The sequence below is a fragment of the Variovorax sp. SG517 genome, from assembly GCF_013376045.1.
GTDB lineage: Bacteria > Pseudomonadota > Gammaproteobacteria > Burkholderiales > Burkholderiaceae_C > Variovorax.
Genome location: NZ_JABMJG010000005.1, coordinates 348,849 through 360,990 on the forward strand (window position 1 = coordinate 348,849; position 12,142 = coordinate 360,990).

A 12,142-nucleotide genomic window follows, 5' to 3' on the forward strand; every position below is an offset into this window, starting at 1 on the left:
GCCCCGCACGTCCGTCCGGCCGTCCGTCAGAGCAGCGGCGTGTAGGGCGAGGTCATCGGCCTCAGCGTGGTGCCGCCGCCGTCGTACGCGGGCACGCCGATGCTGCTTGAGCCGCCGAACACGTAGCGCAGGTAGACGCTGCCGGTGAACTGCCGGTAGTTCTGCGCGTTGTTGAAGCCCAGCGAGCCGCCCAGGAACATCTTCGGCGCCAGCTGGTACTCCATCACCGCGGCCAGGTTGTAGGCGAGGCCGGTCTTGGAGCTGCTGGCGTACATGTTGTTGTAGTTCGAGCTGCTCAGGCCCAGCGCCAGCGCCTGGTAGGCCGCGTTCGAGGCCGCGGCGTTGCGCGACGGGTCCGTCGGGAAGTAGGGCGACGCCTTCTGGTTGAACGACTGCACGCCCAGCGAGGCGTTCACGCGCCACGAGAGCCGGTCGCTGCGCCCGCTCCAGTCGACCGGGAAGGCCACGCTCACGAAGCTCTGCGGACTGAAGTAGCCGCCCTGCCCGAAGGTGTAGTAGCTCAGGTTCTTCTGGTAGCCCATCAGCCCGATGTTCATGCCCAGCGTGAGCTTGGAGTTCGGGTTGTTCAGCAGGTGCAGGTAGGCGCCGCCGCCGGTCTCCACGCGCGAGTTGCTCTGCACGTTCCTGCCGGTGATGCCGTGCGCGGCCAGGTAGCTGTACACGCCGTAGGTGCCGTCGTCGTAGCCGATGTCGCCGCGCACGCCGGTGGCGACCACGCCGCCCCAGCGCTCGTTGGTGCGCTCGTCCTTCGCGCCGGCGAACGACAGCACGCTGTCGGTCACGGCGCGGCGGGAGATGTCGGCCTTGTAGTTCCAGGAGTCGCCGAAGCCGCCCTTGAAGGTCACGTTGCCGACCACGTTGGTGGTGGGAAAGCCCAGCGGCGTGGTGCCGATGCCGGCATCGATGTTCTTGCCCTCGTAGCCCACGTTCAGGCCCACGCCCGACGCGTTCTGCTGGCCGGCCGAGCTGCCGTTGCGCAACGCGCCGAGGGCCGCGGCCGGGCCTCCGCCGAAGCGGCTGCCGGTCGAGTAGTCGCTCGCGGGCGTGCCGGCATCGAGCACCGTGGGCGTCACGCCCACGACGATCTTGCCCTCGCCGACCGGGAAGCGCGCCTGCACCGGCAGCTGGAAGTCGGAGAGCCGGCTCAGGCCGGCCTCGCCCGCGCGGTTGCGGTAGACCGTGCCCGCGGTGAGGCTCACCGCGCGCTGCGACTCGAGCTCCTGCACCTCCGAGGCCAGCGTGCTCGCGGGCGCGCTGCGCAGCGGCGCGTTCCAGCTCGGCTCGGGTCGCGCCGCGTTGGCCTGCGCGTAGGCGGCATTGGCCTGGGGATAGGACTGCGGATAGGCCGGATAGCCCGCGGGCGCGGCGGAGGCTTGCGCCTGCGGGATGTAGACCGGCGCGACCTGCCGGCTGCCCGGCACCGGGTACTGCGGCATGGGCTGCATCGACGGCGCGACATAGGCCGAGGCCTGCGGCACGTTGTTGCCGTTGTTCGGGTTGTTGCGCGCCGTGCGTGTCGATGCCTTCGCGCTCGACTGGCGGCCCTTCGCGCCCGAAGCCGCCGGTGCGGCGGAATCCCACGGCAGCGAGACCGGCGCGGCCGCGACCGGGTAGCCCGGGTATGGCTGCTGCGCCGCCGGGTATGGCGATGCAGCCGGATAGGCCCCCGCCGCTGCAGTCACTGCCGCCGGATAGACCACCGGCTGCATCCGCGCCTGCGCGAACGGGTTGCCGCCGGCCGGCACGCCACCGGTGGGCACGGCCGTGCCCGGCGCGCCGCCGGTCATGCCGGCGAATGGATTGGCGGGCGGCATCTGCTGCATCGGCACGCCGCCCGGCGCGAAGCCGCCGGAAGCGACCTGCCGCTCGGCGTCCAGCGCCGCGCGCAGGTACTGCTCGGCCTTGCGGCTCTCGCCCGCGTTGCGGTAGACGCGCCCTGCGGCGGCCAGCACGCGCGACTGGTCGGGCGCCTGCTTCAGCGCGGCCATCACGTAGTTCTCGGCCTGGCTGTGCTCGCGCTGCGCGCTGGCGCTGGCCGCGGCGGCGAGCAGGGTGTCGAGGTCGGTCGGGCTGCGCTGCAGGATGCGCTGGTACAGCGCCAGCGCCTGTCCTTCGTCGCGGGCCGCCGAGTACAGGCGCGCCAGCGCGGCCAGCGCCTGCGGATCCTCCGGCCGCTCGGCGAGCACTGGTGCCATCGCGTTGTAGGCGGCCTCGAGGTTGCCGGTTTCGCGCAGCGCATCGGTCTGGCGCAGCGCGAAGGCGATGCGCAGGCTGTCGAAGTCGCTGCGCTGGGCGGCCGTCATGCTGGTGCCTGCGAGCTGGCGCAGCACGGCCGACAGCTCGATGTCCTGCTTCGTCTTGAGCAGCACCGACGCATAGAGCAGCCGGTCGCCGATGCCCGGCACCGGCGTGCGCGCCAGCAGCTGGCGGCTCATGGCAAGGGCGCGCGGCGCGTCGCCGATCTCGGCATAGGCGCCCGCGAGCTGGCCCCACAGCTCGGCCGGCATGTCGGCGCCTAGCGTGGCCTCGGTCTGCGCGAGCACGCCGCGCGCGGCGTCCGCCTGGCCCTGGCGCGCCAGCGCAAGAGCGCGCGCGGCCTGCGACTGCGCCCACAGGCGGCGTTGCAGCGCCGCCATGTCGCGCGTGCGCGAGCCCGCGGGAATGCGCTCGAGGTACTGGATGCCGGCGGCGGCGTCGCCCGTCTCGGAGGCGAGCAGGGCGCTGGCGTAGAGCGCGTCGGGCATGTCGGGCTGCGACATCAAAAGCCCTTCCATCACGCCGCGCGCCTCGGACACCAGCCCCTGCCTGCGATAGATGTTGGCCAGGTCCAGGCGCACCCACGGGCTGTCGGGCGCCGCGAGCATCGCGTCCTCGAGCGTGCGCTGTGCGCCGGCCGCGTCGCCGGCGTCCGCCTGCTGGCGGGCGCGGTTGCGGGCCTGGTCGACCTGCAGGTTGCGCAGGCCGCCGAGCTGCGTGGCCTGTTCGGGCGTGAGGCGGCGCGACAGCGCCAGCGCCTCGTCGGCGCGGCCCGTCTGGCCGTACAGCGAGATCAGGCCGTTGAGCGCCTGCGTGTTCTGGGGCTTGCTCTCGAGCACGCGCTTGTAGCCCTGCTCGGCCTGGGCGTAGTCGCCGGCGGCCAGGCGCAGGTCGGCCAGCGCGTTCTGGCCCACGGCCTCGCGCGGGTCGATGCGCACGGCGCGCTCGTAGAGCGACTGCGCACCACGCGCGTCGTTCTTCGCCTGCGCGGCGCGGGCCTGGCCCACCAGCGTCCAGTAGGTGGCGCTCTGCAGCGCCGAATTCCACTTGCTGCCACCGCCGCGCGCCGCGCGCTCCAGCAGCTCCTGCGCCTCGGCAAAGCGTTCCTGGCGCAGCCGCACGAGGCCCAGGCCGCCCAGGGCCTCGCTGTCGTCCGGCTTTGTGCGCAAGGCCTGCTGGAAGCGCTGCTCGGCCGTGCCCGGGTCGCCGCGGTCGAGGGCCTGGAAGCCTTCGCCCACGGGCACGCCGGGCGCGTTCGCGGCGGCCGTCTTCGCCTTGGTCAGCGTCTCCAGCCGCGCGGCCACGGCGGCGTCGTTCTGGTTGCTGCCCAGGTACTCCTGGTAGAGCGCGGCGTCGGGCTGCCGCGCGTCGAGCCAGATCAGCGCCTGGCGCCATGCGGCGCGCGCGGCGGTGGCCACGGCGGGCTGCTTCGCCAGATCGACCAGCTCGCGGATGCCGGCGCGGCGCGTGGACTCGCTGTAGGTCTTCTGCTGCGCGAGCGCGAGCCGGTAGTTCGCGTTGTCCGGGTGCTCCTTCACCAGCTGCTCGAGGCCGCGGCGGCCTTCGTCGGCGCCTTGCGGCGTGCTGGCCAGCACCTGGTAGTACTCCAGCGCGAGCGCCTCGGGCGGCGGGCGGTTGTCGAACTGGCTGCGGTACAGCTCCACCGCCTCGGCGGCGCGACCGGCGCGCGCGGCGGCGCGGGCGCGCTGCAGCGTGCTCTGCTGGCCGCCGGGCTGCTGCGCCTGCTGCTGCAGGCGCGCCAGCCGGGCGTCGTTGGGGCTCGCGCTGCGCAGCCGCGCGATCCAGCCGCGCGCCGCCTCGGTGTTGCCGCGCGACAGTTCGACCTGCGCCATGCCGTACATCGCGTCGGTCGACTGGGGCTGGATGCTCAGCAGCTTCTTCCAGCTTTCCTCGGCGAGCTCGGCGCGGCCCTGGGCCTGCCAGTAGCTGCCCTGCTCGGCCAGCGCCGCGCCGGCGTCGACCTGCGCCTGCGCGGGTCCGGGCGCGGCGGCGCCCAGCGCCGCGAGCATGCCGAAGCAGGCCATCCATTGCCGCGACGGGGCCGACAGCGCGAAGGGCCGCGCGGCGGAGGTGCCGGAAGAACGTGAAAGGCGGCGCCCCGGCTTCAGGCCGGTCGATCTCAAGCCGGTCGATCTCAGGCCGGTCGATTGGGACGGCATAGCGTTCTCCATGAGGGTTGCAGCTGGCCGTTGCGGCCGAATTCGTATCGGCCGTCGAGCCAGGCCTGACCGAAAAGGAGCAGGCATTGTTCGTAGTAGGGCAAGGGCGGCGTGCCGGGCGCGGCCGGCGCGGCGCGGCCACCGGGCACGCGCGCGACCTGGGTCGCCAGCGCGTCGGCGGCGCCCACCGCCTTGAGGTAGGGCAGCATCGCGCCCGCGAAGCCGAGCGGCGCCATGCCCCGCCCGGCGCCGCTGGCGGTGTCGACGTATTCGGGCAGGGGCTGTCGCTCGGCCAGCAGCTGGCCCGGGCCGCGCAGGTTCAGCAGCAGCATCTTGCGCGCCGGGTCCTTGTCGGAAAGCATGCCCGCCCAGAGGTAGTTGCGGATGGCGTCGTAGCTGCCGGTGGGCCCCTTCTGCGGGTCGGCCACGAAGGCGCGCTCGTCCGAGGACCATGCGCACCAGTCGGGCACGAAGCCCTTGGGCGTGACCGCGCCGAACATGCGCAGCGTGTTGTCGGTGACTTCGCCCCAGGGCCCCGTGGGGTCGGCCTGCTGGAAGTAGCGCAGCAGCTGCAGCGGCATGTAGCTGGGGTTGAGCCGCCATTGCGGGCCGCTGGCCACCGACTTGGGCCAGGGCAGCAGCATGCGGCCCAGGCCGGGCAGCGCCACCACCTCGTCTCGCACCACCAGCGCGAGCAGGCTGCGGCCGAGCGTGCGGTAGCCGGCGTCGTTCCACAGCCGGCCGCCTTCCATCAGCGCATAGGCGATCCAGAGGTCGGCGTCCGACGCGGCATTGGCGTCGAGCACGCCCCAGCCGCCTTCGGGCTTGCGGCCCCATTGCCAGGCGGGCAGCTTCTTCGCGAGGCTGCCGCCCGCGAGGTTGGCCTCGGTCCAGGCCAGGATGCGCGCGAAGGCGGCGCGGTCGTTGTGCACCAGCGCGAAGAACATGCCGTAGGACTGGCCTTCGGAGGTCGACTGCTGCTGCGGCGTGTTGAAGTCGATCACCCGGCCGTCGGCCTGGACGTGGCGCGCCGCGAAGGCGGCCCAGTCGGTGGCCGGGTGGCAGGTGGCGGGCGCCGGCTCCTGGGGCTGCGCGGCCGCGAGCTTCGGCAGCGCCAGCGCGAGCCCGGCCGCGCCGAGCAGGGCGCGCCGGGTGGCGGATGGGGTCGGCAGTCGTCGCATGGTTCGCCTGCCTACTTGTTCTTCGCGCTGCCCACCGACAGCCGGCGCCGCGCCCGCAGCTGCAGGCCGGCATACGACACGGCCGCGCCCAGCAGCGCCAGCACGAGCACCAGCCCGGCCAGCATCAGCGGGCTGCGCGACAGCGTCCACTGCACCCAGGCGACGGGCGGCAGGCGGCCGACGTAGTAGGTGTCGCCGCCGAGCACGCTGTTGACCTGCGTGTCGCGCATGATCGTCATGCTGCCCTGCACGCGCCGCAGCAGCTCGGGCGTCATCAGCGTGTTGAGCAGCGCCTCCTTCGAGTCGGGGCCGGTGATGGCGGCCACCACGCTGCGGCCGCCGCGCAGCGGCGACTCGAAGCCCGCGAGCACGGCGTCGCGGCCGTCGCCGCTGATGCCGATCTGCATCGAGCCCGGCAGGTCCTCGCGCGTGCGCGCGCCGATCACGAAGTCGATGGTGTTGTCGATCCAGCTGCCGAGCTTGATCTCGGGCGCGGCGCCGTTGCGCTTGAGCGGCATCCTGTCGGCCCATTGCGTGAAGAGCGGCTGGCTCTGCAGGTTGCCGATCACCAGCAGGTCCTTGTCGGCGAGCTGCGCGGCCTCCTGCGGCGTACCCACCTTCACGCGCAGCGCCGGGTAGCCGGTGGAGCGGCCGATCTGGCCGAGCAGGCCCAGGTAGGTCTCGGTGTCGGCGCTGTCGGGCTGCGCGGGCAGGATCACCGCGGTTTCCGACAGGTCGGCCATGCGCGAGAACGGGAAGCCGCCGTTGGCGTAGGCCGCGAGCTCGGGCATGGCGATGAAGTGCGGGAAGCCCGACACGTCGATGGTGGAGGTCGGGTCGATCGCGCCGCGCACGTTGTCCAGCTGCGGCACGCAGCGCCCGCCCACCGGCTCGAAATAGTAGTGCAGCCGAAGCTGGCTGCGCGGGCCCATGGCCAGCGGCGGCAGGATCACTTCCTTGTGCTCGGCCAGCGTGCCGTCGGGCATCAGCTTCACGGCCAGCGGGTTCCACCAGCGGTCGCCGGCCGGGTTGGCCGAGCGCAGCGGCAGGCCGCCCACGAAGTTCTCGTTGACGTTGACGTTCAGCGTCGACTGGTCCGGCCGCACGCGCGGCGTGTAGCGGTAGTTCAAATCGAGCGGAATGCCGCGGCTGCGCCAGGTGAACAGGTCGGGCGGCAGCTGCAGGTTCACGCGGACCACGTCGGGGTTGTAGCCCGACACCGAGAGATCGGCCGCCGTCGTCAGCTCGCCGAACTGCAGCGGGCGGTCGCTCGGCACCCAGCGCGGCGCGTCGTAGGGCTTGCGCGCCGGCGGCTCCTGGAAGGCGGTGACCGGCGCCGCGGCGCCCGCGAAGGCCTGGCTGTTGAGCGTCAGCGCGGCGGCGGCCGTGCGCAGGTCGGCCGGCGTGCGGCCCATCACCAGCAGCAGCTTGCCGGCGGCGTCGCGCGGGTTGTCGACCACGGCCAGGCCCGGCCCCTGGATCGCGGGCAGCGCGAGGCCGGGAATGTTCGACTCCGGCGTGACGAACACCACCGCGTGGCCCGTGGGCAGCTCGCCGCCTGAGACCGGGAAGGTCGCGCCGCGGTAGTCGGCCAGCGCGCCGAACCACGACGACACCACGCCCGCCGCCTCGAGCACCGGGCCTCCGGCGGCCGTGCCGAAGACGAAGGGAACGCGCGCGCGCTGCACGTCGCGGCGGTCGAAGAAGGGCAGCGGCAGCTTGGCCAGGTCGTTCGCGAGCTTCAGCGGCGCCACCGTCAGCTTCAGCGCGCTCGACGCGTCGATGTGCGCCCACAGGCTGGTGTGGGCCGGGTCCTCGCATTCGCGGGTGTAGTGGCCCACGAGCTGCACGTTGATGCGGTTGAACTCGGTGATCAGGCGCCGGTCGATCGGGATCTCGGCCGTCTGCGGCTTGCCCGCGTCGGCGCGGTTCACCGGCAGCGTGGCCACCAGCACGTCGTTGACCGTGACCTTCAGGTGCGAAAGCTCCGGGATCAGCGAGGGCGAGTACGCATAGTTCAGCTTGAACGACGCGGCCGTGACCAGCTCGTCGGCGCGCACGTTGAACGGGATGCCGATCGTGCCGCTGATGCCGCGCAGCTGCACGGCGTAGTCGATGCCCAGCTGCGTGAGGTTGAGCTCGCGCACGCTGGCGCCGGCACCCCCTGCCGTCGGCGCGGCGGCCGGGGCCGGCTGCGCAACCGCGTCCGTGGCGCCGATGACTCCCACGGCGCAGGCGAGGGCCGCGGCGAGCACCACGGCGGTGGCGGCGCGCGACGGCGCCCGGACGAGAGGCGCGTCGGGACGAGGCGCGCACAGGGTGGACATCACGTCGATTCCTTCGCTTTGACGGGACGCAGCCGCGAGGCGGCCGCACGGTAGTAGTGGCTGAACATGTCTCGGAAACCGGTGCCGCTGATGCTGATGATGTGGCCGAGCACGCGGTGGATCGGCACGCGCGGGTGGTTGCCCCAGCGCGCGGCCCAGATGTCGGCGCGCGCGGTCGTGCACTGCACCAGCGCGCGCTCCTGCGCGAAGCTCATCGGCGCGAAGCGCAGGCCCAGCCGCCTGCCGCCGCTGAAGCGCACCGTCGCCGCGAAGCGCGACTCCTGTTCGTTGCGGTAGAGCGCGATCTCCACCGGGGTCTCCGCGTCGAGCTTCATGTCCTGCGGCAGCTCCACGCCGAGCCCGCCGCTGGAGAAGTCGAAGGTGTTGCAGCGAAGCGAGCGGCCGTCCGCAAAGTACAGCGTGGCCGGCAGGCTGAGTTCCACACGGTGCGAACTGCGCAGTTGGCGCGACTCGTTGGCGGCGGCCACGCAGGCGCCCAGGATCATCATGTTGTAGACCGTCCAGGCCAGGTTGAGCCAGACGGTGGCGATGTTCTGCGGATCGACCCAGCTCAGGCGCCAAAGCCCCAGGCACACGCCCACGAAGTTCAGCGCCAGCAGCACCAGGCTGGCCTTGGCGATGCTGCTGTCGAAATATTCCTGCTGGATCAGGCCGCCCTTGGCCGTCACGTTGAAGCTGCCCAGCTTGGGGTTGATGAGCGCCACCAGCGTCGGGCGGAAGATGTACCAGGCCAGCACCGCCTCGTAGACCTCGTTCCACAGCAGGTAGCGGAAGCGCCCCTGGATGCGGCTGTTGGTGAGATTGGCGTGCAGGATGTGCGGCAGCGCGAACGCGAAGATCATCGACGCCGACGCGTGGATCACGCTCGCGCCGAAATACAGGTAGGCCAGCGGCGCCGTCAGGTAGATGAGCCGCGGCAGGCCGTACAGGAAGTGCAGCATCGCGTTCACGTAGCAAAGGCGCTGCGCCCAGTGCAGGCCGCGTCCGAACAGCGGGTTGTCGATGCGGAAGATCTGCGCCATGCCGCGCGCCCAGCGGATGCGCTGGCCCACGTGGCCCGACAGGCTCTCGGTGGCCAGGCCGGCCGCCTGCGGCAGCGCCAGGTAGGCGGTGGTGTAGCCCAGGCGGTGCATCTTCAGCGCGGTGTGGGCGTCCTCCGTCACGGTCTCCACCGCGATGCCGCCCACCTCCTCGACGATGGTCCGGCGCAGCACCGCGCAGGAGCCGCAGAAGAAGGTGGCGTTCCACAGGTCGTTGCCGTCCTGGATCAGGCCGTAGAACAGCTCGCCCTCGTTGGGCACCGTGCCGAAGGTGTCGAGGTTGCGCTCGAAGGGGTCGGCCGAGAAGAAGTAGTGGGGCAGTTGCACCATGCCCAGCTTCGGGTCGCGCCCGAACCAGCCCATGGCGATCTGCATGAATGAGCGCGTGGGGATGTGGTCGCAGTCGAAGATCGCGACGAACTCGCCCGTGGTGTGCTTCAGCGCGGCGTTGATGTTGCCGGCCTTGGCGTGGCGGTTGTTGTCGCGCGTGACGTGGGTCACGCCGACCTGCTCGCAGAACACCCGGAATTCGTCGCGGCGGCCGTCGTCGAGCACGAAGATCTTGAGCTTGTCGCGCGGCCAGTCGATCAGCTGCGCGGCCAGCACGGTGGAGCGCACCACCGACAGCGACTCGTTGTAGGTGGGAATGAACAGATCGACCGTGGGCCACTCGGCCGGGTCCGCCGGCAGCGGCACCGGCTTGCGCTCCAGCGGCCAGGCGGTCTGCACGTAGCCCAGCAGCAGCACCACGAAGGCGTAGAGCTCGGCCATCAGCAGGCCCACGCCGAGCACGAAGTCGACCGGGTTGTCCATGAACATGGTCTCGGTCACGCGCCAGTAGGTGTAGCGCGAGGACACGACGACCGACAGGAAGATCAGCACCAGGCTGGCGAAGCGACCGCGAAACCGGTTGGTGACGAGGGCGGCCAGGAAGATGCCCACCGACAGCGCGATCTGCTGCTCGAAGCTCATGGGCGCGATGATCAGCGCCGGCAGCGTCGCCAGCACGGCGATCCAGCCGAGGATGCGCACCGGCAGCAGCCGCAGGATGGCCGGGGCGGGCCGCGGCTCGGGTTGCTGCAGGGGAGCGGACGGGGCGCTTTTCATCGGTTCGGTTCCATGGTCCGCAGGGAGGGAAAGGCGGCGGCCTGCCGGGCGGTCTCGATGCGCTCGAGCACCCGGTCGGCGCAGGAGGAGAAGTCTTCCGCGGCCTGGCTCATCGGCGCGTAGCGCTGCACGGGCAGGGCCGAGGCCAGCGCTTCCGGAACCGCCTGGTCCAGGTGGAGCACGCCCAGCAGCTCGGGCCGCAGCCGCTGGCGCAGCACCTCGAAGACGTCGTTGTTCAGCCGCTTGCCCGGGTCGATCTGGTTCACCACGTAGCCGGTGCCGAGGTAGTCGGCGCGAGGGGTGGCGTACTTGCCGATCATGCGTTCGACGATCGGCAGCGTGGCGAAGGAGCCGGCGTCCGCCAGCACCGTGACGACGCCGAAATGCGCGGCGCGCAGCGCCTGCTGCAGGTAGACCGAGGCGCCGGGCGGCGTGTCCAGCAGCACCAGCGTGCCCTCGGGCAGCCCGAAGCGCTGCAGCGTCTCGGCCAGCCAGCCCGGGTGGCGCGCCAGCTGCTGCTCGAACGAGACCTGGCGTTCGTCGTCGACCTCGCCGAAGGGCAGCAGCATCGCGCCGCCGCTGGCCGGGCGGATCGCGTGGGCCCACGGGATCAGCCCGGTGGCGGCTTCCACCAGGCCGCTGTCGCAGGCCTGCGGTTCATTGGCGATGTGGAAGCGCAGGGCGTTCTGCGGATCGAGGTCGATCGCGAGCACCTGACGGCCGCGCTGCACGAGGGCAGTGCAGAGATTCGCGGCAATCGTGGTCTTGCCTACGCCACCCTTGGAGGAAATGACGGGGATGACGACCATCGTCACGTCGGCCTTCGCCAGCGTGACATGGGACCCGGCGCCGCGGCCGGCCTTTGCGGCCCTGCCAGGCGCGCAAACAGTTGCTCCAGCGGCGTCGGCGCGGAACCCGGGCCGGAGCCGGCGCCGGCCGAAGGCAGCGCCACGGCGGCCGGAGCCGGCGGGGGCTCGGGCGCGAACGCGGCGGCGGGCGGGGGCGCGAAGACCGGGAGCGAGGCCGGCGGGGGAACGGGAGCCGGTGCGGGCGAGGCCGCGGGCATCGCAGCCCCGACGGGAACGGACGCGGGCACCGGCGCGGGCTGGGGCGCGGCGACCGCCGGCGAATGGACGATCTTCTCGCCCGACAGCAGCGGCCACGCGCGCGGCGCCTCGGCGTCGGGGGGCGCGAATTCCCTGTAGCCGGTGCCGTTGCCGCCGAACTTGCCGAACAGGCCGGCAATGTCTTCGGGCAGGTGTTCTTCCGAACTCATGCGCCGACCCTCGACAGCCGCAAGTCGATGCGCGGGCCGGTCTCGGCCCTGGGCGGCAATGCCTGCACGCGCAGCGTCGTCGGCATGCGCTGCGCCTCGAACCAGGTCTGGTAGGCGCCTTCGAAGAAGCCGACGCTCCAGTCGGTCGATTCGGGGCCGAAGGCGGCGGCGACCGGGCTGCAGGCGTGGGTGATGGCGACGCCGTCGGCCTCCTCGTTCAGCACGGTGAAGCCCCAGTCGATGCCGTCCCACCGGGCGTTGAACTGGTCTTGCAGTTCATCGAGCGTGCTGCACGGCGCGATCGGCAGGGCATGCGCGAGACGCTGGCCGATGCGAAAGAAAAGCTGCCTCAGGTCCTCCGGAGGCAATCCGGCGCTCAACTCGGCGGCCATGCCGCGGTTGAATTCCAACCATTGCGCGCTGCAGGATTTCTTTTCGTAATAGTCGATATACGTCGCACCAGTTTCCATGCCGAGGCATTTTCTTGGATCAGTTAACCATTGACAATGAATGTGAACTAATTAGTACGAAAGGACTGTCTTTGACGGACCCGACTGTATGAATTCGGGGACGACCCAGGCCCCGAACCTTGCCGGTCGAGAAGCCTGTACGTCGCGCAGAGGCGATCGGATTTGTTTTTTTGGGGGAGCTTCAGTCCCGCTGCATCGGGGACGAGCACAGGCGCCGCCGCGGGCGCCTGTTTTCCGGTTCAGGGCCGCTCAGCGCGGTTCAG

Annotated in this window: 7 protein-coding genes; all 7 read right to left on the reverse strand. The window is 71.6% G+C overall.

Annotation, left to right across the window (positions count from 1 at the left end; all coding sequences use genetic code 11):
- Positions 1–26 precede the first annotated feature (26 nt).
- Genes FHT32_RS17525 through bcsD form a run of 7 tightly spaced genes read right to left on the reverse strand, consistent with a single transcriptional unit; the run spans position 27 to position 11,879 of the window.
- Positions 27–4,457, reverse strand: coding sequence for a cellulose synthase subunit BcsC-related outer membrane protein (locus FHT32_RS17525; RefSeq protein ID WP_176665879.1), 4,431 nt, complete (start codon positions 4,455–4,457; stop codon positions 27–29).
- Positions 4,433–5,638, reverse strand: a complete 1,206-nt coding sequence (gene bcsZ, locus FHT32_RS17530) for a cellulose synthase complex periplasmic endoglucanase BcsZ (RefSeq protein WP_176665880.1) — start codon at positions 5,636–5,638, stop codon at positions 4,433–4,435. Before bcsZ ends, FHT32_RS17525 begins: the two co-directional genes overlap by 25 nt.
- An 11-nt stretch (positions 5,639–5,649) precedes the next feature.
- Positions 5,650–7,965 carry a cellulose biosynthesis cyclic di-GMP-binding regulatory protein BcsB gene (gene bcsB / locus FHT32_RS17535; protein ID WP_218088259.1) on the reverse strand — a complete coding sequence of 772 codons (2,316 nt, stop codon included), beginning with the start codon at positions 7,963–7,965 and terminating at the stop codon, positions 5,650–5,652.
- On the reverse strand, positions 7,965–10,133 hold the full coding sequence (gene bcsA, locus FHT32_RS17540; protein ID WP_176665882.1) for a UDP-forming cellulose synthase catalytic subunit: 2,169 nt from the start codon (positions 10,131–10,133) through the stop codon (positions 7,965–7,967). The genes bcsB and bcsA overlap by 1 nt, the downstream gene beginning before the upstream one ends.
- Positions 10,130–10,942: a cellulose biosynthesis protein BcsQ gene (gene bcsQ / locus FHT32_RS17545; RefSeq protein WP_176665883.1), complete on the reverse strand. Its 813-nt coding sequence runs from the start codon at positions 10,940–10,942 to the stop codon at positions 10,130–10,132. The genes bcsA and bcsQ overlap by 4 nt, the downstream gene beginning before the upstream one ends.
- Before the next feature lie 2 nt (positions 10,943–10,944).
- Positions 10,945–11,409 (reverse strand): hypothetical protein, encoded by a 465-nt coding sequence (locus FHT32_RS17550; RefSeq protein WP_176665884.1) that lies wholly within the window; start codon positions 11,407–11,409, stop codon positions 10,945–10,947.
- Positions 11,406–11,879, reverse strand: coding sequence for a cellulose biosynthesis protein BcsD (gene bcsD, locus FHT32_RS17555; protein WP_176665885.1), 474 nt, complete (start codon positions 11,877–11,879; stop codon positions 11,406–11,408). Before bcsD ends, FHT32_RS17550 begins: the two co-directional genes overlap by 4 nt.
- Between the last annotated feature and the right edge of the window lie 263 nt (positions 11,880–12,142).

Excerpts from the sequence above, each read along its gene's own strand:
- bcsB (WP_218088259.1), bottom strand. The coding sequence starts at position 7,965 with ATGTCCACCCTGTGCGCGCCTCGTCCCGACGCGCCTCTCGTCCGGGCG.
- FHT32_RS17550 (WP_176665884.1), bottom strand. The coding sequence starts at position 11,409 with ATGAGTTCGGAAGAACACCTGCCCGAAGACATTGCCGGCCTGTTCGGC.
- bcsQ (WP_176665883.1), bottom strand. The coding sequence starts at position 10,942 with ATGGTCGTCATCCCCGTCATTTCCTCCAAGGGTGGCGTAGGCAAGACC.
- bcsA (WP_176665882.1), bottom strand. The coding sequence starts at position 10,133 with ATGAAAAGCGCCCCGTCCGCTCCCCTGCAGCAACCCGAGCCGCGGCCC.
- bcsD (WP_176665885.1), bottom strand. The coding sequence starts at position 11,879 with ATGGAAACTGGTGCGACGTATATCGACTATTACGAAAAGAAATCCTGC.
- FHT32_RS17525 (WP_176665879.1), bottom strand. The coding sequence starts at position 4,457 with ATGCCGTCCCAATCGACCGGCCTGAGATCGACCGGCTTGAGATCGACC.
- bcsZ (WP_176665880.1), bottom strand. The coding sequence starts at position 5,638 with ATGCGACGACTGCCGACCCCATCCGCCACCCGGCGCGCCCTGCTCGGC.